Genomic DNA, 23,076 nt, shown 5'->3' on the forward strand with positions numbered 1-23,076 from the left:
AAGTCCTCATCTGATGGTTGGATGAGTCAGTGTATCAGGCTTTGACGGCGGTCGCGGCCGTCCCGGACGTCTGCACTCTCGTTATTTCAAAAAATTTAAACAATCCTGCCAAATCATTCCGATTTTATCCCTGCTCCGGCTTCATTAGACTGGCTCCAAGTTCAACGAACGCCCTGATGGCGGACGTTAAAACCCACAAGTTTATTTCAAATTTTATGAAGAGGTGATTTATGAACAAGGCGACCCTGATCTCCGTACTCCAGTCCAAGTCCGGTTGGGCCCCCCTGGCGCTGCGGCTGCCGGTGGGCATCATTTTCATGGCCCACGGCGCCCAGAAGCTGTTCGGCTGGTTCGGCGGCTACGGCCTGGAGGGCACCGGCCAGTGGATGGCGTCCATCGGCTTGGAGCCGGGCGTGCTGATGGCCTTCCTGGCCGGGGCGGGCGAGTTCTTCGGCGGGCTCTTTATCCTGCTCGGGTTGCTGACCCGGCCGGCGGCGCTGACCCTGGCCGTGACCATGCTGGTGGCCATCTTCGCGGTGCACGTCGAGAATGGCCTGTTCATGAGCAACGGCGGCTACGAGTTCGGCCTGGCGCTGCTGGCGGCTTCGGTCTCCCTGCTGTTCTCCGGCGCCGGCAAACTGGCCCTGGACCAGGCCCTGGCACAACGTCTGAATTGAGGAGGAGCCATGATCAGCATCAGAAAGGCGGATGAGCGGGGCAGGGCCAACTTCGGTTGGCTCCACAGCCAACACACTTTTTCCTTCGGCAGCTACTACGATCCGGCACAGATGGGCTTTTCCCGGTTGCGGGTGATCAACGACGACGCGGTGGCGCCGGGGGCGGGCTTCGACACCCACGGCCACCGGGACATGGAGATCATCAGCTATGTGCTGGAGGGCAGCATCGCCCACAAGGACAGCTCCGGCCACGAGGAAATCCTGAGCGCGGGGGAATTCCAGCTGATGTCCGCCGGCACCGGCATCCTGCACAGCGAGTTCAATCCGTCCAACAGCAGGCCGCTGAAGTTCCTGCAGATCTGGATAGAGCCCAACGCCCTCGGCGGCAAGCCCGGCTACCAGCAGAAGGACTTCGGCCGCGCGCCTGGCCTGACCCTGGTGGTCAGCCCGGACGGCGCCGAGGGCTCGCTGGTCATCAAGCAGGACGCCCGCCTGTACCAGCTGTGGCTGGGGCAGGGCGAAGAGGCCGGGCTGGAACTGGCTCCGGGGCGAAAGGCCTGGGTGCAGCTGGTGGAAGGGGAGCTCAGCGTCAACGGTGAGCGGCTGGCCCCCGGCGACGGCGCCGCCTTAAGCGGTGAAGCGCGGTTGAGCTTCAGCGCCGTCCAGCCGGTGCGGGCCCTGGTGTTCGACCTGCCCTGAACCGCTTTAATCCCGCCCGGCACCGTCCTCGGTGCCGGGCGCCGTGCTGTCCGGCCTCTGCGCCTCTCCGACGGCCTGCGGGCTTTCCCCATCCTCCCGGGTCTCCTGCCGTTTCGGTTCTAGCTGCGCCCGCCGCTCGGCATCCTGTTGTTCCAACTGTTGCTCTATCTGGCCGACCATGGCTCTCAGGCTGGCCAGATAGCGCCGGGCGGCTTCCTCGATGGCCATGGCCTTGGAGATATAAATCAGGCTGAGGCAACCCAGCACCTGCTCTCCGTGGCGGATGGGCACGGCGATGGCGCCGATTTTCTCCTCCTCGCCCCATTCTCCGTAATTGGCGCCATAGCCCCTGGCCCGGGTCTGGCGGATCAGCTTGTCTACCCAGATGCGGTTGCGGGCCAGCCGGCCCTGGGTATCGTCGCGGGAGGCCAGCAGCGCCAGTATGCTCTCCCGTTCGGTGTCGGGGCAGTGGGCCAGATAGGCCCGGCCGGCGGCGGTCTGCAGCAGCGGCAGTCGCCGGCCCACCATGGAGCGGTGGAACGACAGCCGGCTGAAGCGGTGGGTGGTTTCCCGGATCACCATGGCGTCCACGTCCAGGGTGGTGATATCGGTGGGCCAGACCACCTCCTGCAATAGCTGGCCGAGCAGGGGGGCGGCCAGCTGGGAAATCCACTGCTCGTCGCGAAAGCCCTCGCTCAGCTCCCGCACCTTGATGCTTAGCCGGTAACTGTCGTCGGACTCGCTGCGCCGCACATAGCCTTCGTTTTGCAGGGTTTCGAGCAGGCGGCGCACCGTGGTGCGGTGCAGGCCGGTGGCATCGGCAAGCTGGCCGATGCGGGCGCCGCCGTCGAAACGGTTGAGGCTGTTGAGCAGGTCCAGGCCCCGGATCAGGCCGCGCACCGCCTTGTAATCGCTCTTGCTCTCGCTACTCATTATTAAAAAAATCCTTGTTAAACAGCTATGTGCACTTAGTGCACGGCTGGTCGGTTTTTCATTGCCGCAATTCTGGGGGCTTTTTATACTCGGTCCATCGGTCAAGGAACGCAACAAGGGAGAAACAATTATGCAAGCTTACACCGCCGATTGTTACAACCCGCGCCGGGGCTGGCCCTGACCGGCCCTCCATGATGACCGCTCCCGGGCCCCGGGCCCGAGTTTAGCAACCCATTCAAGCGCCTGACAGCAAGGTTCCGCCCGCCGGAGCCGACGGGCAAGGCTTGCCCGCTGCCGGACCCAAGGCATCAAGTTTCACCGATTCAGGAGTGAAGAACGTGACAGCAACAACCCATACAACCCAGGGCAGCCATGCCCGTTTCGACGCCGACGTGGTGATTGCCGGCGCCGGCCCGGTCGGACTGATGATCGCCAACTACCTGGGGCACTGCGGTGTCGAGGTCATGGTGGTGGAAAAACTGGATACCCTGATCGACTTTCCCCGCGCCATCGGGCTGGACGACGAAAGCCTGCGTACCTTCCAGGCGGTGGATCTCGCCGAGCAGGTGCTGCCTCACACCACGCCCATGCACGCCATGCGCTTCCTCACTCCCAAGGGGCGTTGCTTCGCCGACATCCAGCCCAACACCGACGAGTTTGGCTGGTCGCGCCGCAACGCCTTTATCCAGCCCCTGGCGGACAAGGTGCTGTACGACGGCCTGGCCCGCTTCGACAAGGTCAGGGTGTTGTTCTCCCGCGACCTGCAGGCGTTCAGCCAGGATGGGGAAGGGGTCAGCCTGACGCTGGCCGGTCCCCAGGGGGAAGAACGGCTGCGCGCCCGCTACCTGGTGGCCTGCGACGGTGGCAACAGCCTGGTGCGCCGCACCCTGGACATCAGTTTCGACGGCAAGACGGCGCCCAACCAGTGGATAGTGATCGACGTGCGCAACGATCCCCTGGGCACCCCCAATATCTACATGTGCTGTGACGCCGAGCGGCCCTATGTGTCCGCGGCCCTGCCCCACGGCATCCGCCGTTTCGAATTTATGGTGATGCCGGGCGAGACCGAGGAACAACTGAGCCGGCCGGAAGAGCTGCAACGGCTGCTGGCCAAGGTGCTGCCGGATCCGACCCGGGTCGACGTCATCCGCCAGCGGGTCTACACCCACAACGCCCGCCTGGCCGGCGAGTTTCGCCGCGGTCGTATCCTGCTGGCCGGCGACGCCGCCCATATCATGCCGGTGTGGCAGGGGCAGGGTTACAACAGCGGCATGCGCGATGCCAGCAACCTGGCGTGGAAGCTGGCGCTGGTGGTCCAGGGCCTGGCCGGCGACGAACTGCTCGACAGCTACCAGCAGGAGCGCCGGGATCACGCCAGGGCGATGATCGATCTGTCGGTCACCGCCGGCCATGTGCTGGCGCCGCCGAAGAAGTGGCAGGCCAGCCTGCGCGACGGCATCTCTTGGCTGCTCAACTACATACCGCCGGTCAAGCGTTACTTCCTGGAAATGCGCTTCAAGCCCATGCCCCAGTACCACCAGGGGGTGCTGGTCGAGCCGACGGCCAAGCTGAAGCAGTCGCCGGTGGGCAAGCTGTTTATTCAACCCAAGGTGCGGCTGGGCGAGCAGGTGCTGCTGCTGGACGAGGTCATCGGCCGTCGTTTCGCGGTCATAGCCTGGGGCACGGATCCCACTTATGGCCTGAGCGCGGAAGAGCTGGCCCACTGGCAGCGCCTCGGCACCCGCTTTATTCAGGTGGTGCCCTCGGTGCAGTTGCAGGCCGAGGCCAGCCTGGCGGAAGGGGTCGTTCGCATCGGCGACGAGAGCGGGCGGCTCAAGGAGTGGTTCGGCCGCTATCCGGCGTCCATCGCGGTGCTGCGCCCGGATCGCTTCGTGGCCGGCATCGCCATTCCCCAGACCCTAGAGCCCCTGTGCCGGCAACTGCGCCAGGTGCTCAAGGCAAAAAACCAACCCCAACAGGCGCCGGCCGCGGCGCGCAAGGTGGCCTGAGATGAGCGTCTATCTGCATTGCCTGTCCCACACTCCGCTGATCGGTCATGTGGATCCCGCGCCCGCCGTGGTGGCGGAGGTGGACGCCACCATCGCCGCCGCCCGGGAGCGCATCGCCCGCTTCGATCCGGAGCTGGTGATCCTGTTCTCGCCGGATCACTACAACGGCTTCTTCTACGACATCATGCCGTCCTTCTGCATCGGCATGGCGGCCCGGGCCATCGGTGACTTCGGCACCGCCGCCGGCGAGCTGCCGGTGCCCCAGGCGCTGGCGGAAGATTGCGCCCGCAGCGTGCTGGCCCAGGGCATAGACGCCGCCGTGTCCTACCGCATGCAGGTGGATCACGGCTTTGCCCAGCCGCTGGAATTCCTGCTGGGCGGCATCGACCGGGTGCCGGTGATCCCGGTGTTCATCAACTCGGTGGCCGTGCCCCTGCCCAGCTTCCAGCGTGCCCGCCTGCTGGGCGAGGCCATCGGCCGCTTTGCCCGCCGCCTGGACCAGAGGGTGCTGCTGATCGGCTCCGGCGGCCTGTCCCACCAGCCGCCGGTGCCGGAGCTGGCCACCGCCAACGAACACCTGGCCGACCGGCTCAAGGGCAGCGGCCGTGATCTGCCGGCGGCGGAGCGCGAGGCCCGCACCCAGCGGGTGATCGCGGCGGCGCGCGGCTTCGTCGAGGACCAGCACAGCCTGTACCCGCTCAATCCCGAGTGGGATCGGCAGTTTATGGCCACCCTGGCGGAAGGCCGCCTGTCCGAGCTGGACGGGCTCGGCAACGACGATCTATCGGCCCTGGCCGGCAAGTCGGCCAACGAGGTCAAGACCTGGGTGGCGGCCTTCGCCGCGCTCTCGGCCTACGGTCCCTATGGGGTGGACCACGGTTACTACCGCGCCATCCCCGAGTGGATTGCCGGCTTCGGCTCGATCAGCGCGGCCCCGCTGCGTTGATCCTTTTTCCTCATTACCATGACAACAGGAACCAGACTATGACAAGCCAACATCTTACCGAAGCCGCCACCAGCCGTTTCGTCCGCATCCGGGAAGGCGAGCTCGACCTGCAACTGCACTACAACGACTGCGGCCAGGGCGAGCGGGTGGTGGTCATGCTGCACGGCTCCGGTCCCGGCGCCAGCGGCTGGGCCAACTTCAACCGCAACGTCGCCCCCCTGGTGGACGCCGGTTTCCGGGTGATACTGCTGGACTGCCCGGGCTGGAGCAAGAGCGACAGCATCGTCTGCGAGGGCTCCCGCTCCGATCTCAACGCCACCGCCCTCAAGGGGTTGCTGGACGCCCTCGATATCGAAAGGGTGGACATCATTGGCAACTCCATGGGTGGTCACAGCGCCGTGGCCTTCGCCCTGCGTTATCCGGCGCGCCTCGGCAAGCTGATCCTGATGGGCGGCGGCACCGGCGGCGCCAGCCTGTTCACCCCCATGCCCACCGAGGGCATCAAGCGCCTGCAGGGGCTCTACCGCGCCCCGACCATCGACAACCTCAAGGCGATGATGGACATCTTCGTCTACGACACCTCGGATCTCACCGAGGAGCTGTTCCAGGCCCGGCTCGACAACATGCTGGCGCGCCGGGATCACCTGGAGAACTTCGTCAAGAGCATCGAGGCCAACCCCAGGCAGTTCCCGGACTTCAGCCCGCGACTCGGGGAAATTACCGCCGAGACCCTGGTGATCTGGGGCCGGCAGGATCGCTTCGTGCCCATGGACACCGGCCTGCGCCTGGTGGCCGGCCTGCCCAACGCCGAGCTGCACCTGTTCAACCGCTGCGGCCACTGGGCCCAGTGGGAACACGCCGACAAGTTCAACCGCATGGTGCTGGACTTCCTGACCCACTGAATGCCGAGAGAGAAACGATGAACCCGAATCAAGAAAGCCTGGAACAACTGGCCGGCGCCCTGCGCCGGGCCGAGGCCGAGGGCCGGCCCCTGGCGCCGCTGCGCGAGCAGATCGGCGAGGGCAACGCCGAGGCGGCCTACGCCATCCAGCGCATCAACGTGGCCCAGGGCGTGGCCGGCGGGCGGCGGGTGGTCGGCCGCAAGATCGGCCTGACCAACCCCAAGGTGCAGCAGCAACTGGGAGTGGACCAGCCCGACTTCGGCACCCTGTTCGCCGACATGGGCTACGGCGACAACGAAACGGTGCCCTTCGGCCGGGTGCTGCAACCCAAGATAGAGGCGGAAATCGCCCTGATCCTGGATCGGGATCTGCCGGCGGCCGACACCACCTTCGCCGAGCTGCTGGCCGCCACCGGCTGGGTATTGCCGGCGCTGGAGATCGTCGGCAGCCGGGTGCGCGACTGGGACATCCGCTTCGTCGACACCGTGGCCGACAACGCTTCCAGCGGCCTGTTCGTGCTGGGCGGCCCGGCTCGCCGGCCGGACGGCCTGGATCTGCGTGCCGCCAGCATGCGCATGACCCGCAACGGCGAGGAAGTGTCCGCCGGCAGCGGTGCCGAATGCCTGGGCCATCCGCTCAACGCCGCCGTCTGGCTGGCGCGCACCATGAGCCGGCTGGGCGAGCCGCTGCGCGCCGGCGACCTGATCCTGACCGGGGCCCTGGGGCCCATGGCGCCGGTGGCGGCGGGGGATCGCTTTGAAGCTCATATCGAGGGCATCGGCCAGGTGGCCGTGAACTTCGGCCGGAACTGAACCCAATACAGAGGGGAAGAGGAAATGAAAAAACTGAAAGCGGCCATCATCGGTTCGGGCAATATCGGCACCGACCTGATGATCAAGATCTTGCGCCAGGGCAAACAGCTGGAGATGGGCGTCATGGTCGGCATCGATCCGGCCTCCGACGGCCTGGCCCGCGCCGCCCGCATGGGGGTGGCCACCACCCACGAAGGGGTGGACGGCTTGGTGGCGATGCCCGAGTTCGCCGACATCGATCTGGTGTTCGACGCCACCTCCGCCGGCGCCCACATCAGGAACGACGCCCTGCTGCGGGCGCACAAGCCGGGCATCAAGCTGGTCGACCTGACCCCGGCGGCCATCGGTCCCTACTGCGTGCCGGTGGTGAACCTGGAGCAGCATCTGGCCGCGGGCAACGTCAACATGGTCACCTGCGGCGGCCAGGCCACCATACCGGTGGTGGCGGCGGTGTCCCGGGTGGCGAAGGTGCACTACGCCGAGATAGTGGCGTCCATCAGCAGCAAGTCCGCCGGTCCCGGCACCCGCGCCAATATCGACGAGTTCACCGAGACCACCTCCAGGGCCATCGAGCAGGTGGGCGGGGCGGCCAGGGGCAAGGCCATCATCGTGCTCAACCCGGCGGAGCCGCCGCTGATGATGCGCGATACCGTCTATGTGCTGTCGGAAGCGGCGGATCCGGCGGCGGTGGAAGCCTCCATCGAGGAAATGGTGGCGGCGGTGCGCAGCTATGTGCCGGGCTACCGGCTCAAGCAGCGGGTGCAGTTCGAGCAAATTCCGGCCGAGGCGCCCCTGCACATTCCCGGCCTGGGCGATTTCAGCGGGCTCAAGACGGCGGTGTTCCTGGAGGTGGAAGGGGCGGCCCACTACCTGCCGGCCTACGCCGGCAACCTGGACATCATGACCTCCGCCGCCCTGGCCACCGCCGAGCGGATGGCCCTGTCCCAGCTCAACGCCTGAGGAGGAACTTCGGATGAGCATCAACAACGGCAAGAAACTCTATATCTCCGATGTCACCCTGCGCGACGGCAGCCACGCGGTGCGCCACCAGTACAGCCTGGATCAGGTGCGGGCCATCGCCCGGGCCCTGGACGCGGCGCGGGTGGACAGCATCGAAGTGGCCCACGGCGACGGCTTGCAGGGCTCCAGCTTCAACTACGGCTTTGGCGCCCACACCGATCTGGAATGGATAGCGGCGGTGGCGGAGGAAGTGACGCACGCCAAAGTGGCGACCCTGTTGCTGCCGGGCATCGGCACGGTGCACGACCTGGACAACGCCTACCGGGCCGGGGCGCGGGTGGTGCGGGTGGCGACCCACTGTACCGAGGCGGACGTGTCGCGCCAGCATATCGAGCACGCCCGCAAACTGGGCATGGACACCGTCGGCTTTTTGATGATGAGCCACATGACCAGTCCCGGCAACCTGGCGCTGGAGGCGAAGAAGATGGAGGACTACGGCGCCACCTGTATTTACATCGTCGACTCGGGCGGTGCCATGACCATGCAGGACGTGCGCGACCGCTTCCGGGCGGTGAAGGCGGTGCTCGAGCCGGAGACCGAGACCGGCATCCATGCCCACCACAACCTGAGCCTGGGGGTGGCCAACAGCATGGTGGCGGTGGAAGAAGGCTGTGACCGCATCGACGCCAGCCTGGCGGGAATGGGGGCGGGGGCCGGCAACGCGCCGCTCGAGGTGTTTATCGCGGCGGCCGAGCGGCTGGGCTGGCACCACGGCACCGACCTCGCCACCCTGATGGACGCGGCGGACGATCTGGTGCGGCCGTTGCAGGACCGGCCGGTGCGGGTGGATCGGGAAACGCTGGCGCTGGGTTACGCCGGTGTCTATTCGAGCTTTTTACGCCACGCCGAAACGGCGGCCCAGCGCTACGGCCTGAAAACGGCGGACATCCTGCTGGAGCTGGGCAAGCGGCGCATGGTGGGTGGTCAGGAAGACATGATAGTGGACGTCGCCCTGGACATGCTGGCGGCGCGCCAGGGGTAAGCCGGACCACGCCTCTGGCGGACGATGGGCCCGGGCCTGCGGCTCCCAAGTGGAGCCGCAGGCCCGGGCTTTTTTGGTTTTGCGTGCGCCGGCGGCGGTGTGCCGGGGTGTGCGTCCCCCTGTCCGGCGACGCAAAGGCTTCACTCGATTCCCTTTCGAATTCTCTTAAAAACACTTAAAAAACAATGAAGTGCACATAGTGCACCCTGTGGCCGTTTTTCGTTGTTCGCTGGCCGTCCCGTTTTTACACTGCGAGTGTTTCATCAAGGTAAATAACTTGTTTGCCAAATGTCTCCGTTGTGTGGAGACAAGCAGGAAAGCATGGCCGAACCGGTCAACTCTAGGAGGAGAGAGTCAATGTCAATATCAACCCATCAAGCCCGTCCTGGCGACGGCACCAAGGATCCCCGGCAGCAGCGCAAGGAAAGCCGCCGGGCCATCATCTCCAGCTACCTGGGCTCCACGGTGGAGTTCTACGACTTCCTGTTGTACGCCGCCGCCGCCAGCCTGGTGTTCCCGGTGCTGTTCTTCGGCGAGCTGGAGCCCGGCGTGGGGCTGATGCTGTCCTACCTGACCCTGGCGGCGGGCTACGTGGCCCGTCCGGTGGGTGGCCTGCTGTTCGGCCACTACGGCGACAAGGTGGGGCGCAAGCTGGTGCTGTTCATCACCCTGATGGTGATGGGGGTGGTGTCGGTGGTGATCGGCCTGCTGCCCACCTATGAGACCATAGGCGTGGCCGCGCCCATCACCCTGGTGGTGCTGCGGGTGATCCAGGGCCTGGCGGTGGGCGGCGAGTGGGCCGGTGCCACCCTGCTGGCGATGGAACACTCGAGCAAGAAGTCTAAGGGCTTCGGCGCCAGCATAGCGGTCGCCGGCGGTCCGTCCGGCGCCGTGCTGGCGACCATGGTGCTGGGGCTGTTCTCGCTGTTGCCCGAGGAGCAGTTTATGAGCTGGGGCTGGCGCATTCCCTTCCTGCTGTCCGCCATCCTGGTGATCATCGGCCTCTACATGCGCTACAGCGTGACCGAGTCGCCCGAGTTCGAGGCGGCCAAGGCGGCGGAAGAGGCCAAGCCCGAGGGGGCCTCCCATACCGGCGTGCCCCTGGTGCGGCTGTTCCGGGAATCCTCCTCCAGTATCTCCCTCGGCGTGCTGGCCGGCCTGGCGCCGCTGTTCATGCAGTCGATGCTGGCCACCTTCGGCCTGACCTACGCGGTGTCCATCGGCCACAGCCGCAGCGACGCCCTGCTGATGCTGACCCTGTCCAGCGTGCTGCACATCTTCACCATCCCGCTGATGGCGGCGCTGTCGGATCGCTACGGTCGCCGTCCGGTGATGCTGGTGGGCGCCCTGATCGGCTGCATCATGGTCTGGCCCATGTTCGCCCTGATCAGCCACGGTTCTCCCTGGCTGCTGCTGCTCGGCTTTATCATCGGCAACCCCTTGATCCAGGCGGTGATGTACGGCCCCATGGGCGCCTTTATCAGCGAGAAATTCACCACCCGTACCCGTTACACCGGGTTGTCGCTGACCTACCAGCTTACCACAGTGCTGGGCGCCGGCTTCACCCCGCTTATCGCCCAGACCCTGCTCGGCCTGGGGGGCGGTGGCACCAATACCCAGTACGTCGCCATGCTGTTCTGCGGGCTCTGCCTGGTGAGCGCCATCGGCGTGTACTGGTCGCGGGAAACGGCTCCGGGCCGGAGCGCACAGCCGGTCTCCCTGGCCAAGGTGCCGGGCAGCCTGTCCTGATACCGACGTCCTGACAAGGGCCGTCCCATGCGGCCCGACAAGGTACCCCCCTTTCATGATTGCTGACCGGAGGCGGCGGAGGCCGCCGCCCGGGATCCCCGGTTTCCGATTTCTCGCGGCCGGGGCCTAACCACGACCCATAAAAAGGAAGAACAACGATATGGATATGAAATCCAACGCCATCACCCTGTGTGCCGCCCTGGTGGGCACGGCGCTGTCCGCTACCGCGGGCGCCTTCGAGTGGCAGATAGGCGACACCAGGGCCAGCGTCTACGGCTATGCCAAGCTCGACATCATCCATGATGTGGACGCCAACCTGGGCAATACCGTCAATCGCGGCAATATCCGCCTGGATGGTGAAAACGGGCCCGAGGGCCACAGTACCCTGCACGCCTACCAGAGCCGGCTGGGGGTGAGCAGCCTGACCGCCACCGAGCAGGGAGAGGTCAAGGCGGTGCTGGAAGGGGACTTCTTCGGCAACGGCGGCGGCCATTTCCGCCTGCGCCATGCCTACGGCGAATGGAGCGGCATCACCGCCGGCCAGACCTGGACCAACTTCGGCGGTTTTCTCGGCATGAACCCCACCATCGACTTCACCCCCCAGCCGGGCCAGGGCAACGCCGCCCGCCAGGCCCAGCTGCGCTATAGCCAGGGCGGTTTTTCCGCGGCGCTGGAAGATCCGGGCAGCCTAGGCGGCAAGGTGAACCTGGCCGCGCCCGACAGCGTCAAGCATCCGCTGCCCGACCTGACCCTGCGCTACCAGGGCAAGGTGGGCGGCCTGGACTTAGGTACCTCGGCAGTGCTGCGCCAGCTGGAATACTACCAGTCCGGGAGCAACGGCGATCGCAATGCCTTCGGCTGGGGCCTGAACCTGGAGGCGGCCTACCGGCCCGTGCCGGGGCTGGTGCTGCGCGGTGCCCTGACCCACGGCGACGGCATCGGCGGCTACCTGGAAGGCAGCCCGGCGGCGCCCGGCTATGTGGATCCCCTGACCGGAAAGCTGGAAACCATCAAGGCCAGCGGCGCCACCGCCGGGGTCAGCCTGGCGGCGGGCCTTGGTGACATCACCCTGGGCTACGGGGTGGCCCGGACCGATCTGGACGACGCCGTGGCTGCCGGCGCCCTGGCCGGTGACGCCAACAAGAAATTCGAGGCCTGGCACCTCAACTATATCTGGTCGCCGCTCGCCAGCGTCAGCTACGGCATCGAGACCAGCTACCACCGCCGCCAGGTACAGGACGGCCGGGAAGGGGACGCCCTGCGCCTGCAGGGCATGGTGATGTACAGGTTCTGAACGGCATCACGCCATTCCTGGGGGTAAACGCCCGGCCAGGGCCTCCGGGGCCTGGCCGGGCGTTGCCGCAGTGGGCGTGGCCGAAATGGCTGGCGGCGGTGGCCATCGCCGCCGGCGCCATACCCCATCTCCGGAGGAGCAACAAGACGATGACACTTTTGGTACCCGAGCACATCGTGACCGCGAGGCTGATACTCCGGCCGTTTCGGGAGGAGGACTGGCAAGATCTCCATCATTACTATTCTTGCGCCGAGGCCACCACCTTTACCGTTGGGCGGCCCCTTTCCGAAGGCGAAACCTGGCGCACCCTGTGCGGCATGATTGGCCACTGGAGCCTGCGTGGTTATGGCCCTTACGCGGTAGAGGAAAAGGCCAGCGGCGTGGTGGTGGGCACCGTCGGCTTCTGGTATCCGAACGACTGGCCAGGCCCGGAAATCAAGTGGGCGCTGGCGCCCGCCTATTGGGGACGGGGGCTTGCCAGCGAGGCCGCCCGGGCCGTGCACAGGGTCGGGCTGAGCCATTTGCCCGACATCGCCCTCATCAGTTTTATCCATGCCCAAAACACGGCCTCCATTCGGCTGGCCAGGGCGCTAGGGGCCAGCCTGAAGCGCGAGGTCGAGTTTCGGGGGGCGAACTGGCATATCTACGAACATGCAAAAGTGCCGCAGTAACGGGCGGTGTATCCCCTCACCGGCGGCTCCGTTCCCGGGATCCACGATGCGGTGGTGGGCCTGATGCGTTGCCTGGCGGCGGAGTTGGGGCCGCAGGCCATCCGGGTCAACACCCTCAACCCGGGTCCGGTGGACAACCGCATGATGCGCTCCATCGAGGTGCAGGCCAGCCCCGGTCATGGGGAGGAGGTGCACAAGATGTTTGCCTCGCGGGTGCCGCTGGGGCGCTACGTGATCAATGAGGAATGCGCGGCGATGGCCGTTTTTCTGTTCTCGGACGGCGCAAGCGGCTGCAACGGCAACACCTATGTGGTGGATGGCGGCTACTGCGCCCAGTAGGGAATTCGCCTGCAACGCATGGTGTGGAGCGACCCGGCAACTGCAGGGTGATGGAAAAGGGCGGCCGCGGCCGCCCTTGGTGATCAGAGTACCCGGGTTTTGTTGTCGCTGGCGTAGTGGGACACCAGGTCCACGAATTCCTCGGGCAGGTAGAGACGCTCGGGCTCCATGCGCTCGCAGTGGTGATCCGGGTGATCGACCACCATTTCATAGCCCACGAAGTCGTCGTCGCTGTCGTAGCTGGGGCGAAAGAGCACCCGGTCTCCGTTCGCCAGCCTGAACTCGGTGCTGGTCATATGCGTACCTCCAGGAGGGTTGGCTCCGCACAGGCTAAGTATAGGCGGTGGAGGGACGCGGCCGGGGAGATAAAAAAAGCCCGGCATCCGCCGGGCCCGGATCCTTATACCGCCATCATGTCGCGGTGGAAGGATTTTTCACAGTAGCGGCAGCGAAAGCGCACCTGGCCGTCCACCGCCCGCACCCTGAACTTGCTGGTGACCGGCTCGTTGTGGCTGATGCAGTTGCTGTTGGGGCAGGAGAACACCCCTTCCACCTTTTCCGGCAATTGCAGCTGCAGCTTTTCCACCACCTCGAAGTCCTCGATCAGGTTGACCGTGGCCTGGGGGGCGAACAGCGCCAGCTGGTTGGCCTGGGCGGCGGACAGCCGGGTGTTTTCCACCTTGATGATGTCCTTGGCGCCCAGCGCCTTGGACGGCAGGTTCAGGCCCACGGTGATTTTTTCGTGGGTCTGGGCCAGGCCGAACAGTTGCAGGATCTTGATGCCCTGGCCGGCGGGGATGTGGTCGATGACGGTGCCGTTGTGGATGGCTTCGACTTGCAGTTGGCTCTTGTTCATCATGTCTCTCACAGGCTCTCGTTCAGCACCAGGGCGAGCAGGGCCTGGCGGGCATAGACGCCGTTTTCGGCCTGCTCGAAGTAATAGGCGTAGGGGGTGTCGTCCACCTCTATGGTGATCTCGTCGATGCGCGGCAGGGGATGCAGCACCTTGAGGCTGTCCTTGGCATTTTCCAGCACCTCCGGGGTCAGCACGTACTTGGAGGCCACGTGCATGTACTCGGTTTCGTCGAAGCGCTCCTTTTGCACCCGGGTCATGTAGAGGATGTCCAGCTCGTCCATCACCTCTTCCATGCTGTCGCGAAACTCGAAGTTGATCCCCTTTTCCACCAGCTCGTCGCACAGGTAGTCGGGCATGGCCAGGGCCTGGGGCGCGATAAAGTAGAACTTGCAGCCGAACAGGCTGAGCGCCTGGGTCAGGGAATGCACGGTGCGGCCGTACTTGAGATCGCCCACGAAGGCCACGGTCAGGCCCTGCAGGGTGCCCTGGGTTTCGTAGATGGTGAACAGGTCCAGCAGGGTCTGGGTTGGGTGCTGGTTGGAGCCATCGCCGGCGTTGATCACCGGCACCGAGGAAAATTCCGCCGCCAGCCGGGCGGCGCCTTCCTGGGGGTGGCGCATCACGAAGGCATCGCTGTAGGAGCTGATGATCTTCACCGAGTCGGCCAGGGTCTCGCCCTTCTTGGCCAGGGAGGTGCTGCCGCTGTCGGAAAAGCCGATCACGGCGCCGCCCAGCCGGTGCACCGCCGTTTCGAACGACAGCCGGGTACGGGTGGAGGCTTCGAAGAAGCAGCTGGCCACCACCTTGTGCCTGAGCAGCTCGGGCCGGGGGTGGGTCTTGAGCATCACGGCGGTGTCGATGACCAGCTCCAGCTCGGCGCGGGTGAAGTCGGAAATGGAGATTACATGCTTTTGATATAGGGGGTTTGCCATCAGCAGCGCTCTTCAAGGTAGAAGGTGAAGATCATAAAAAAGCCCCGGAAGGGGCCATGGGAGCAAAATCGATCGCAAACGCCGCCGCTGGCACGGGAAACGGGCAGGAAACCGGCCTGGGGATAACGGCGAGAATGGAACATCCAGACACTCCGGGCGATTGCAAATCGTACGGATTATAGAGAAATGCGCGGCCAAAGCAAAATGGGGCGGCGGTTCCGTACCGGCGGTGAAAAGGTGAGCGAACGCGCCATAAGCCTCGAAAAAGCTCTTTACCTTTGAAAGCCGCCGGTTATAATGCGCCTCGTGTTGCAGGGGCATAGTTCCAATTGGTAGAACAGCGGTCTCCAAAACCGACGGTTGGGGGTTCGAATCCCTCTGCCCCTGCCAACTTCACATATAAAAGCCAGCTTCACGCTGGCTTTTTGCGTTATGGAGTGGTTATGACGCCGGTACAATCGCAACTGTGGCGACTGCTCAAACAGCCGGTGTGGCGCTGCAGCCACCCCGAGCGCCTGCCCCTGGCGCCCGCGCCCGCCGCCGAACAGGCGAAGGTGCTGCTGGTGCTGGGCCAGGGCAAGACCCTGCCGGCGCGGCTCGAGTCCGATCTGCGCCTGGCCCTGGGGCCGGACGAAGCCCGTTTCCTTGTGATGGACGAAACGGCCTGGCGGGCCGCGGGTAGCCCGGTGGCGCCCGTCCTGCTCGGCCTCAACCTGACGGCGGCGGTGCAGGGCTTCGCCTGGCACGGCAGCCTGCCGCTGACCCCGGCGCACAAGCGCCAGCTCTGGAGCCGGTTATGCCACCTCTGTTCCGCGCCCTGACGCCCGCCGATCTGGACGCCATGGTGGCGCTGGAGCAGGCCGCCCACCTCGCACCCTGGAGCCGGGAACAGCTGGCCGAGAGCCTGCATGGGCGCTACTTTTCCGGTGCCTTGTGGCAACAGGAGCAGTTGCTCGGCTTTTTTATCGCCGATGCGGTCATCGATGAAAGCACCCTGATGAATATCTGCATCGCACCCTTGTGGCAGGGTCAGGGTCTCGGCCGCCGGCTGCTGGAGCACTGGCTGGAAGAGTGCCGGCAGCGGCGGCTGGCCATGGCCTGGCTGGAGGTAAGGGCCTCCAACCAGACCGCCCTGGCCCTGTACCGGACGGCGGGCTTTGCCAAGGCCGGCCGGCGCAAGGACTATTACCGTGCCGGTGAGGGGCGGGAAGATGCCATCGTGATGCAAAAACCGTTGTAAGCTTCCATACTAAAAGGCAAACACTCTCACCAGGGACGGAACCATGAGAGGCTCAAGGATTTGCCTGCTGGCCACGGCGCTGCTGTGGCCGCTGGTGTCGGACGCCAACATCTACCGTTATCGGGACGCCGCCGGCGTGGTGCACTATACCGATAATCGCCTGCATGCCGTGCAGTATTCCAACGACCGCTGGAGCCAGGACGCCGTCAACCGCGACGCCGTGCTGGTGCGGGTGGTGGAAAAGCCCGACGGCCACTATTTCTTCGCCCTCAACCGGCTGCCTTCCCGGGCCGAGCTGACCTTTCGCTTTACCCGCCAGGAAAACGTGCAGATCCCGGACGAGATGCAGCAGGTGATCCGGCTGCCGCCGCGGGAAGAAAAGTTTGTGGGCAAGCTCACCGCCAGGGGCCCCGGCGCCTGGCGCTACGACTATGGCTTTGCCTACACCGGCAACGAGCTGCGGCCGTCGCCCAGCGCCGCCAAGGTGCAGAAAATAGCCGGCTCCACCATAGTGAAGCCCGCGCCCGTGTCCTGGCAGCGGCCATCGACCCCTTCCTACTTTCCCCAGGCGGTGGACCTGAGCTCGCCGGTGGCCGGGCGCTACCGGGTGTCCCAGGGCTTCAACGGCGAGTTCAGCCACAACAGGCCTGCCAACCGCTACGCCCTGGACATCGCCCTGCCCATCGGCACGCCGCTGTATGCCACCCGCGACGGTGTGGTGGCGGCGGCGGTGGACAGCCATGTGGGCGGCGGATTGAGGGCGGAATACCGGGGCAAGACCAATTACCTGCGGCTGCGCCACGACGACGGCACCATGACCCTCTATGCCCATTTGCACACCGGCTCTTTGCTGGTGAAGAAGGGCGACAGGGTCAGGGCGGGGCAGCGGGTGGCGGCATCCGGCAACACCGGCTACAGCTCGGGGCCGCACTTGCATCTGGCGGTGCAGGTGTACAACAACGGCCGGGTCGAATCCATTCCCTTCACTTTGCAGGGCAGTTTTCCCAAGGCAGGCTCCTGGCTGCTGGCCCAGGGCTCAGAATAGAGCAATAACGTAAAAATGAGGGAAGGAATTAAATATGGTATTCGGTTTCTGACCGAAATATGAATCTGCTGTGAATTATTTTTATGAAGTCATGGTCTGAATTATTTTTAAATATTGGTTTTTAATACTGAATGTAACTGTCTTTCGATAAAAAAATCAGTTGCTTTATGCTGTTTGCTATGGCTTTTTACTTGCCTTTTCCACATATTGACGAAGTAAAAAGGCAGGATAACAAGATGGCAGAGTTAGTCGAGGTGGCGGAAAGCGGCTCACGCAGCATAAGCCACTACATGCGGGTATTGGGCCCCGGCATTCTGGGCGCCGCCGCCGCCATCGGCGGCTCCCACCTGGTGGCCTCCACCCAGGCCGGCGCCATCTACGGCTGGCAACTGGTGGGGCTTATCGTGCTCGTCAACCTGCTGAAGTATCCCTTCTTCCAGATCGGCGCCCGCTACACCATGGCGGCGGACGAGACCCTGATCCAGGGCTACGACCGCATCGGCCGGGGTTACCTCTATCTGTTTACCGCCCTCAATATCTTTGCTTCCGTGGTCAGCACCGCCGGGGTGGCCATGCTGTGCGGCAGCATACTGGGCCTCTTTATCGGCGACAGCCTGAGCGTGACCCAACTCAGCATGATAGTGCTGGCCGGCTCCCTGGTGTTCCTGATCACCGGCCACTACAAGACCCTGGACCGGGTGACCAAGTGGATTATCGTCGGCCTGGCCATTGCCACCGTCACGGCGGTGTTTATCGCCCTCAACCAGGGCGGCGTGGCCACTCCCGACTTCGTGGCGCCCAGTCCCTGGAACCTGGCGGCGGTGGGCTTTCTGGTGGCGCTGATGGGCTGGATGCCGGCGCCCATCGAACTCTCTTCCTGGAACAGCGTCTGGCTCAGACAGAAGAAAAAGGCCCTGGGCGATGAGCTTGATTACAAGGGCGCCCTGGTCGACTTCAACGTGGGCTACATCACCTCCACCCTGCTGGCCATCGCCTTCGTCGCCCTCGGCGCCCTGGTGCTGCACGGCAGTGGCGAGAGCCTGGCCACTTCCGGCATTGCCTTCGCCCACCAACTGGTGAACGTGTACGCCAGCGTCATGGGCGACTGGAGCCGCTGGCTGATCGCGCTGATCGCCTTCCTGTGCATGTTCTCCACCACCGTCACCGTGCTGGACGGCTACAGCCGCGCCCTGAGCGAGTGCTTTGTGCAGCTGGGCCAGCAGAAAGGCAGCGGCCCGACCGGCCACGGCGCCCGCTATACCTACCCGCTGATGGTGGTGATGGGGCTGGTGGGGGCCTTGATCATCATGTTCTTCAAGGGGGCCCTGCTGGCCATGCTGGAGTTCGCCATGATCTCCGCCTTTATCAGCGCCCTGGTGTTCGCCTGGCTGAACTACCGGCTGATGAAACTGCCGGTGGTGCCGGAACGTTACCGCCTGGGCGGCGCCATGGTGGCCCTGAGCTGGGCCGGCATCCTGTTCTTCGCCGGTTTCAACCTGCTGTTCGGTTACTGGTATCTGTTCGTCAAATAAGACCACCTGGCCCTGTACTGCTATGGGGAATCATGGCTGGTGAGGAGATGGCATGTCGTTCTTTAGCCGGCTGAGGGGCTGGTTCGGGCAAGGGAGCGGGGCGGCAGAGGAACTGCCCTGGCGGGAGGTGCTGGACCAGCTCCCCATACTGCAGGGCCTGGCGGCAGAGGAGCAGGCCCGCCTGTGCGAGCTGGCGGCCCAGTTGCTGGCGCGCAAGACCCTGACCCTGCTCGGGGTGGAACTCGCCCCGGAAGAGCGGGCCGCCCTGGCGCTGCAGGCGGCGCTGCCCATACTGCACCTCGACCTGCAGTGGTACCGGGGCTTTCGCGAGATCATCGTCATCCCCGAGCCGGTGACCCGGCGGGAGTCGGTGCAGGACGAGTTTGGCCTGGTCAGCGAGGTGGAGGAAGAGCACGCCGGCGAGTCCTGGCAGCAGGGCCCCCTGGTGCTGGCCTGGAGCGAACTGTGCCAGGACGGCGGCTGGGACGGCTACAACCTGGTGATCCACGAACTGGCCCACAAGATGGACATGCTGGGGGGCGATGCCGATGGCGTGCCGCCCATGCGCCCCGGCATGGACATGGGGGCCTGGCGCGCCGACTTCCAGGCTGCGTTCGATTCCCTCTGCCGGCAGCTGGAGCGCGACGAGGAGCCGCCCATCGATCCCTATGCCGCCACCCATCCGGCCGAATTCCTGGCGGTGGCCTGTGAACTGTTCTTTACCCGGCCGCGCCAGCTGGCGGCCGCCTACCCGGCGGTGCATCGCCAACTGGCGGCCCTGTTCGGGCAGGATCCCCTGCCGCGTCAGCCGCAAGAAGAAGATGAAGACCAGGCTGGCCGACCTCATCCGGCCGAGCGCCATCCCCCGGAGATCTTGTAGGGTCGAATGTCGTCGACCAACCCCGGCATCGGTGGCGAAGGTCCACTCCCGGCCTCGACGCGGGTCAGGTGCGGCCATGACCATGCCGATCCCCTGATGGGGCTCCCGGCCCCCTTTGGCTACCCAGTCGCGGGTTATGTGATCCTGCTCGCTAAACCACCACTTTGCGGCTCACCGATAAGTGATACTTTAGTGATTGAAAGCCACAGCCTATTAAGGTTCGAGGAAAGATCAATTTATCTTTTTCCTTGGGAGCCAGTATAGTGCCTCAGGTGCTGTTTCTTTCTTACGCTATCTTCCCCTCAATGCTCATCATCTGGTGGGTATCGCCGGGGTTTCGACGTTAATAATGTTAAAAGGTATAACGGCGTCGTTTTGATATAAGTGGAAGATTTAGCGCTGTTGTAAAAGAACGTAATTAGGCTGGAGCAACAAAGGCAAGGCTGCCTGGCAGTTGAAGGAACAGCTTGCCCGAAACCGGATATGCCTCGTCGGTAGCCGGTGTGATATCAACACTAATCAGGGAATTATTATGTTAATTGGAATTCCAAGGGAAACGCTTAGCGGCGAGACGCGGGTGGCGGCGACCCCCAAGTCGGTCGAACAGCTGCGTAAACTGGGTTTTGAGGTCTGCATCGAGCAGGGTGCGGGCGTCAAGGCCAGCTTCGAGGATGCGGCCTACCAGGCCGCCGGTGCCAAGCTGGTGGGCGCCGACGAGGTCTGGCAATCCGCCATCATCTACAAGGTCAACGCCCCCACCGCCGACGAAATCGAGCGGCTGCAGGCCGGCACCACCCTGGTCAGCTTTATCTGGCCGGCGCAAAACCCCGAGCTGGTGGAAAAACTCAAGGCCAAGGGCGTGACCGTGATGGCCATGGACATGGTGCCGCGTATTTCCCGCGCCCAGTCCCTGGATGCCCTGTCTTCCATGGCCAACATCGCCGGCTACCGTGCCGTGGTGGAAGCTGCCCATGAGTTTGGCCGCTTCTTCACCGGCCAGATCACCGCCGCCGGCAAGGTGCCGCCCGCCAAGGTGCTGGTGATCGGCGCCGGCGTGGCCGGCCTGGCCGCCATCGGTGCCGCCGGCTCCCTGGGCGCCATTGTCCGCGCCTTCGACACCCGCCCCGAGGTAAAAGAGCAGATCAACTCCATGGGCGCCGAGTTCCTCGAACTCGACTACGAGGAAGAGGCCGACTCTTCCGACGGCTACGCCAAGGAGATGAGCAAGGCCTTTATCGATGCCGAAATGGCGCTGTTCATGGCCCAGGCCAAGGAAGTGGACATCATCATCACCACGGCGCTTATCCCCGGCAAGCCCGCGCCCAAGCTGATCACCGCCGAGATGGTGGCGGCCATGAACCCGGGTTCGGTGATCGTGGACCTGGCGGCGCAAAACGGCGGCAACTGCGAGCTGACCAAGCCCGGCGAGCTGTTCGTGTCCGACAACGGCGTCAAGATCATCGGCTACACCGACCTCAACGGCCGCCTGCCCACCCAGTCCTCCACCCTGTACGCCACCAACCTGGTCAACCTGGCCAAGCTGCTGTGCAAGGAGAAGGACGGCAACATCAAGGTCGACTTCGAGGACGTGGTGCTGCGCAACATGACGGTGGTGAAGGACGGTGAAGTCACCTTCCCGCCGCCCGCCATCAGCGTGTCCGCCGCGCCCAAGGCCAAGGCCGCGGCCCAGCCGGCCGCCGAACCCCATGCCAAAAAGCCGAGCAACCTCAAGTATTACCTGGGCGGCGCCGGCGTGGTGCTGTTCGCCTGGCTGTCGGCGGTGGCGCCGGCCGAGTTCCTGTCCCATTTCACCGTCTTCGTGCTGGCCTGCATCGTGGGCTACTACGTGATCTGGAACGTGTCCCACTCGCTGCACACCCCGCTGATGTCGGTCACCAACGCCATCTCCGGGATCATCGTGGTCGGGGCCCTGTCCCAGGTGGGAACCGGTGGTTTCGTCACCTTCCTCGCCTTTATCGCGGTACTGATCGCCTCCATCAACGTGTTTGGCGGCTTTACCGTAACCCACCGTATGCTGAAGATGTTTAGAAAGGGCTAATGGAATGTCACAAGGACTTGTAACTGCGTCTTATATTATCGCCGCCGTGTGCTTCATTCTGAGCCTGGCGGGTCTGTCCAAGCAGGAATCGGCCAAGGCCGGTAACTGGTACGGCGTGGCGGGCATGACCATCGCCCTGCTGGCCACCATCTTCAATCCCGAGGTCACCGGCCTGGGCTGGATCGTCGTGGCCATGGCCATCGGTGCCGCCATCGGTATCCGCTTCGCACTGAAAGTGGAAATGACCGAAATGCCGGAACTGATCGCCATACTGCACAGCTTCGTGGGCCTGGCGGCGGTGTTCGTGGGTTATAACACCTACATCGACCATGAAGAGATGTTCGGCGCCATGCTGAACATTCACAACACCGAAGTCTTCCTCGGCGTGTTCATCGGTGCCGTCACCTTTACCGGCTCCATCGTGGCGTTCTGCAAGCTGCGCGGCCTGGTCTCTTCCAAGCCGCTGATGCTGCCGCACCGCCACAAGCTGAACCTGCTGGCGGTGGTGGTGTCCGCCCTGCTGCTGATCTGGTTCGTCAAGGTGGAAGGCTCCACCTTCGCCCTGCTGGTGATGACCCTGATCGCCCTGGCCTTCGGCTGGCACCTGGTGGCCAGCATCGGCGGCGCCGACATGCCGGTGGTGATCTCCATGCTCAACTCCTACTCCGGCTGGGCCGCGGCGGCGGCGGGCTTTATGCTCTCCAACGACCTGCTGATCGTCGTCGGCGCCCTGGTGGGATCAAGCGGTGCCATCCTGTCCTACATCATGTGCCGGGCCATGAACCGCTCCTTCGTGTCCGTTATCGCCGGCGGCTTCGGCTCCGACGGTGCCGTGAGCAGCGGTGCAGAGGAAGACGGCGAGTACACCGAGGTGAACGCCGAGGACGTGGCCGAAATGCTGAAGAACTCCAGCTCGGTGATCATCACCCCCGGATACGGCATGGCGGTGGCCCAGGCCCAGTACCCGGTGGCGGATCTGGTGTCCAAGCTGCGCGCGGCCGGCGTCAAGGTGCGCTTCGGCATCCACCCGGTGGCGGGGCGTCTGCCCGGCCACATGAACGTGCTGCTGGCCGAGGCCAAGGTGCCTTACGACGTAGTGCTGGAAATGGACGAGATCAACGATGACTTCGACGACACCGACACCGTGCTGGTGATCGGCGCCAACGACACCGTCAACCCGGCCGCCAACGAAGACCCGGCCAGCCCCATCGCCGGCATGCCGGTGCTGGAAGTGTGGAAGGCCCAGCAGGTGGTGGTGTTCAAGCGTTCCATGAACACCGGCTACGCCGGGGTGCAGAACCCGCTGTTCTTCCGCGAAAACAGCGTCATGCTGTTCGGCGACGCCAAAGACAGCGTGGACAATATCCTGAAAGCGCTGTAAGCCGTTGCAGACTGACTGTCAACGATAAAAAAGGGAGCTTCGGCTCCCTTTTTGTATTATTTCTGCGTCAAGCCGAATGAGCTACTCACATGCTCGGGGCCGAGGCAGATAGCTCATC

At 64.5% G+C, this 23,076-nt stretch carries 24 protein-coding genes and 1 tRNA gene; 20 read left to right on the top strand and 5 right to left on the bottom strand.

The window, feature by feature from the left end; translation table 11 throughout:
* The first annotated feature begins 230 nt into the window (after positions 1-230).
* A complete protein-coding gene (locus AN401_RS03030; protein ID WP_094039267.1) occupies positions 231-677 on the top strand; it encodes a DoxX family protein in 447 nt (148 codons plus the stop codon).
* A 9-nt stretch (positions 678-686) separates the two neighbouring features.
* A complete protein-coding gene (locus AN401_RS03035) occupies positions 687-1,376 on the top strand; it encodes a pirin family protein (protein WP_094039268.1) in 690 nt (229 codons plus the stop codon).
* A gap of 6 nt (positions 1,377-1,382) precedes the next feature.
* Here AN401_RS03035 and AN401_RS03040 read toward each other — a convergent pair whose 3' ends face one another.
* Positions 1,383-2,309 carry a DNA-binding transcriptional regulator gene (locus tag AN401_RS03040; protein WP_096778504.1) on the bottom strand — a complete coding sequence of 309 codons (927 nt, stop codon included), beginning with the start codon at positions 2,307-2,309 and terminating at the stop codon, positions 1,383-1,385.
* A gap of 338 nt (positions 2,310-2,647) precedes the next feature.
* Here AN401_RS03040 and AN401_RS03045 point away from each other — a divergent pair, with 338 nt between their 5' ends.
* From AN401_RS03045 to AN401_RS03090, 10 genes are all read left to right on the top strand, one after another.
* A complete protein-coding gene (locus AN401_RS03045) occupies positions 2,648-4,318 on the top strand; it encodes a bifunctional 3-(3-hydroxy-phenyl)propionate/3-hydroxycinnamic acid hydroxylase (protein ID WP_096778505.1) in 1,671 nt (556 codons plus the stop codon).
* A 1-nt stretch (position 4,319) separates the two neighbouring features.
* Positions 4,320-5,264: a 3-carboxyethylcatechol 2,3-dioxygenase gene (locus tag AN401_RS03050; RefSeq protein WP_096778506.1), complete on the top strand. Its 945-nt coding sequence runs from the start codon at positions 4,320-4,322 to the stop codon at positions 5,262-5,264.
* Positions 5,265-5,302: 38 nt separating this feature from the next.
* Entirely contained in the window at positions 5,303-6,166 is an 864-nt protein-coding gene (locus AN401_RS03055) for an alpha/beta fold hydrolase (protein WP_096778507.1), read from the top strand.
* Between the two features lie 17 nt (positions 6,167-6,183).
* A complete protein-coding gene (gene mhpD / locus AN401_RS03060) occupies positions 6,184-6,978 on the top strand; it encodes a 2-keto-4-pentenoate hydratase (RefSeq protein ID WP_096778508.1) in 795 nt (264 codons plus the stop codon).
* A 24-nt stretch (positions 6,979-7,002) separates the two neighbouring features.
* On the top strand, positions 7,003-7,938 hold the full coding sequence (locus AN401_RS03065) for an acetaldehyde dehydrogenase (acetylating) (RefSeq protein WP_096778509.1): 936 nt from the start codon (positions 7,003-7,005) through the stop codon (positions 7,936-7,938).
* Between the two features lie 13 nt (positions 7,939-7,951).
* Positions 7,952-8,980, top strand: coding sequence for a 4-hydroxy-2-oxovalerate aldolase (gene dmpG, locus AN401_RS03070; RefSeq protein ID WP_096778510.1), 1,029 nt, complete (start codon positions 7,952-7,954; stop codon positions 8,978-8,980).
* Between the two features lie 357 nt (positions 8,981-9,337).
* Positions 9,338-10,729, top strand: a complete 1,392-nt coding sequence (locus AN401_RS03075; protein ID WP_096778511.1) for an MFS transporter — start codon at positions 9,338-9,340, stop codon at positions 10,727-10,729.
* Between the two features lie 160 nt (positions 10,730-10,889).
* A complete protein-coding gene (locus AN401_RS03080; RefSeq protein ID WP_096778512.1) occupies positions 10,890-12,023 on the top strand; it encodes a DcaP family trimeric outer membrane transporter in 1,134 nt (377 codons plus the stop codon).
* A 149-nt stretch (positions 12,024-12,172) separates the two neighbouring features.
* Entirely contained in the window at positions 12,173-12,694 is a 522-nt protein-coding gene (locus AN401_RS03085) for a GNAT family N-acetyltransferase (protein WP_094039278.1), read from the top strand.
* Between the two features lie 6 nt (positions 12,695-12,700).
* Complete coding sequence (locus AN401_RS03090) at positions 12,701-13,033, top strand: SDR family oxidoreductase (RefSeq protein WP_198401796.1); 333 nt, start codon at positions 12,701-12,703, stop codon at positions 13,031-13,033.
* Positions 13,034-13,116: 83 nt separating this feature from the next.
* Here AN401_RS03090 and AN401_RS03095 read toward each other — a convergent pair whose 3' ends face one another.
* The 4 genes from AN401_RS03095 to AN401_RS19660 form a co-directional block, all read right to left on the bottom strand.
* Complete coding sequence (locus tag AN401_RS03095; RefSeq protein ID WP_094039279.1) at positions 13,117-13,329, bottom strand: hypothetical protein; 213 nt, start codon at positions 13,327-13,329, stop codon at positions 13,117-13,119.
* A 104-nt stretch (positions 13,330-13,433) separates the two neighbouring features.
* Complete coding sequence (pyrI, locus tag AN401_RS03100; protein WP_094039280.1) at positions 13,434-13,892, bottom strand: aspartate carbamoyltransferase regulatory subunit; 459 nt, start codon at positions 13,890-13,892, stop codon at positions 13,434-13,436.
* A 5-nt stretch (positions 13,893-13,897) separates the two neighbouring features.
* Positions 13,898-14,821 (bottom strand): aspartate carbamoyltransferase, encoded by a 924-nt coding sequence (gene pyrB / locus AN401_RS03105; protein WP_094039281.1) that lies wholly within the window; start codon positions 14,819-14,821, stop codon positions 13,898-13,900.
* The gene (locus AN401_RS19660; RefSeq protein ID WP_157772149.1) at positions 14,821-14,964 is read right to left on the bottom strand and encodes a hypothetical protein; all 144 of its coding nucleotides are present in this window, start codon (positions 14,962-14,964) and stop codon (positions 14,821-14,823) included. Before AN401_RS19660 ends, pyrB begins: the two co-directional genes overlap by 1 nt.
* Positions 14,965-15,134: 170 nt before the next feature.
* Here AN401_RS19660 and AN401_RS03110 point away from each other — a divergent pair.
* The 8 genes from AN401_RS03110 (at position 15,135) to pntB (ending at position 22,958) form a co-directional block, all read left to right on the top strand.
* Positions 15,135-15,211: transfer RNA gene (locus AN401_RS03110), tRNA-Trp, on the top strand.
* Between the two features lie 53 nt (positions 15,212-15,264).
* Positions 15,265-15,642 (top strand): hypothetical protein, encoded by a 378-nt coding sequence (locus AN401_RS03115; protein ID WP_096778513.1) that lies wholly within the window; start codon positions 15,265-15,267, stop codon positions 15,640-15,642.
* Entirely contained in the window at positions 15,618-16,061 is a 444-nt protein-coding gene (gene rimI / locus AN401_RS03120) for a ribosomal protein S18-alanine N-acetyltransferase (protein ID WP_096778514.1), read from the top strand. Before AN401_RS03115 ends, rimI begins: the two co-directional genes overlap by 25 nt.
* Before the next feature lie 43 nt (positions 16,062-16,104).
* Positions 16,105-17,106, top strand: coding sequence for a peptidoglycan DD-metalloendopeptidase family protein (locus AN401_RS03125; protein ID WP_096778515.1), 1,002 nt, complete (start codon positions 16,105-16,107; stop codon positions 17,104-17,106).
* Between the two features lie 236 nt (positions 17,107-17,342).
* On the top strand, positions 17,343-18,638 hold the full coding sequence (locus tag AN401_RS03130; protein ID WP_096778516.1) for an NRAMP family divalent metal transporter: 1,296 nt from the start codon (positions 17,343-17,345) through the stop codon (positions 18,636-18,638).
* 52 nt (positions 18,639-18,690) lie between these two features.
* Positions 18,691-19,518, top strand: a complete 828-nt coding sequence (locus AN401_RS03135) for a M90 family metallopeptidase (protein ID WP_096778517.1) — start codon at positions 18,691-18,693, stop codon at positions 19,516-19,518.
* Positions 19,519-20,050: 532 nt separating this feature from the next.
* Positions 20,051-21,577 carry a Re/Si-specific NAD(P)(+) transhydrogenase subunit alpha gene (locus tag AN401_RS03140; protein ID WP_094039287.1) on the top strand — a complete coding sequence of 509 codons (1,527 nt, stop codon included), beginning with the start codon at positions 20,051-20,053 and terminating at the stop codon, positions 21,575-21,577.
* Positions 21,578-21,581: 4 nt separating this feature from the next.
* Positions 21,582-22,958 (top strand): Re/Si-specific NAD(P)(+) transhydrogenase subunit beta, encoded by a 1,377-nt coding sequence (gene pntB / locus AN401_RS03145; protein ID WP_094039288.1) that lies wholly within the window; start codon positions 21,582-21,584, stop codon positions 22,956-22,958.
* Positions 22,959-23,076: the final 118 nt, after the last annotated feature.

It is taken from the genome of Zobellella denitrificans (genome assembly GCF_002407485.1).
GTDB classification, from domain to species: Bacteria; Pseudomonadota; Gammaproteobacteria; order Enterobacterales; family Aeromonadaceae; genus Oceanimonas; species Oceanimonas denitrificans.

Coding starts and splice junctions, on each gene's coding strand:
- AN401_RS03130 (WP_096778516.1), top strand. CDS start 17,343: ATGGCAGAGTTAGTCGAGGTGGCGGAAAGCGGCTCACGCAGCATAAGC.
- AN401_RS03115 (WP_096778513.1), top strand. CDS start 15,265: ATGACGCCGGTACAATCGCAACTGTGGCGACTGCTCAAACAGCCGGTG.
- AN401_RS19660 (WP_157772149.1), bottom strand. CDS start 14,964: ATGTTCCATTCTCGCCGTTATCCCCAGGCCGGTTTCCTGCCCGTTTCC.
- AN401_RS03065 (WP_096778509.1), top strand. CDS start 7,003: ATGAAAAAACTGAAAGCGGCCATCATCGGTTCGGGCAATATCGGCACC.
- AN401_RS03125 (WP_096778515.1), top strand. CDS start 16,105: ATGAGAGGCTCAAGGATTTGCCTGCTGGCCACGGCGCTGCTGTGGCCG.
- dmpG (WP_096778510.1), top strand. CDS start 7,952: ATGAGCATCAACAACGGCAAGAAACTCTATATCTCCGATGTCACCCTG.
- AN401_RS03040 (WP_096778504.1), bottom strand. CDS start 2,309: ATGAGTAGCGAGAGCAAGAGCGATTACAAGGCGGTGCGCGGCCTGATC.
- AN401_RS03030 (WP_094039267.1), top strand. CDS start 231: ATGAACAAGGCGACCCTGATCTCCGTACTCCAGTCCAAGTCCGGTTGG.
- AN401_RS03055 (WP_096778507.1), top strand. CDS start 5,303: ATGACAAGCCAACATCTTACCGAAGCCGCCACCAGCCGTTTCGTCCGC.
- AN401_RS03085 (WP_094039278.1), top strand. CDS start 12,173: ATGACACTTTTGGTACCCGAGCACATCGTGACCGCGAGGCTGATACTC.
- pyrB (WP_094039281.1), bottom strand. CDS start 14,821: ATGGCAAACCCCCTATATCAAAAGCATGTAATCTCCATTTCCGACTTC.
- AN401_RS03075 (WP_096778511.1), top strand. CDS start 9,338: ATGTCAATATCAACCCATCAAGCCCGTCCTGGCGACGGCACCAAGGAT.
- AN401_RS03080 (WP_096778512.1), top strand. CDS start 10,890: ATGGATATGAAATCCAACGCCATCACCCTGTGTGCCGCCCTGGTGGGC.
- pyrI (WP_094039280.1), bottom strand. CDS start 13,892: ATGATGAACAAGAGCCAACTGCAAGTCGAAGCCATCCACAACGGCACC.
- mhpD (WP_096778508.1), top strand. CDS start 6,184: ATGAACCCGAATCAAGAAAGCCTGGAACAACTGGCCGGCGCCCTGCGC.
- AN401_RS03135 (WP_096778517.1), top strand. CDS start 18,691: ATGTCGTTCTTTAGCCGGCTGAGGGGCTGGTTCGGGCAAGGGAGCGGG.
- AN401_RS03050 (WP_096778506.1), top strand. CDS start 4,320: ATGAGCGTCTATCTGCATTGCCTGTCCCACACTCCGCTGATCGGTCAT.
- rimI (WP_096778514.1), top strand. CDS start 15,618: ATGCCACCTCTGTTCCGCGCCCTGACGCCCGCCGATCTGGACGCCATG.
- pntB (WP_094039288.1), top strand. CDS start 21,582: ATGTCACAAGGACTTGTAACTGCGTCTTATATTATCGCCGCCGTGTGC.
- AN401_RS03095 (WP_094039279.1), bottom strand. CDS start 13,329: ATGACCAGCACCGAGTTCAGGCTGGCGAACGGAGACCGGGTGCTCTTT.
- AN401_RS03035 (WP_094039268.1), top strand. CDS start 687: ATGATCAGCATCAGAAAGGCGGATGAGCGGGGCAGGGCCAACTTCGGT.
- AN401_RS03140 (WP_094039287.1), top strand. CDS start 20,051: ATGTTAATTGGAATTCCAAGGGAAACGCTTAGCGGCGAGACGCGGGTG.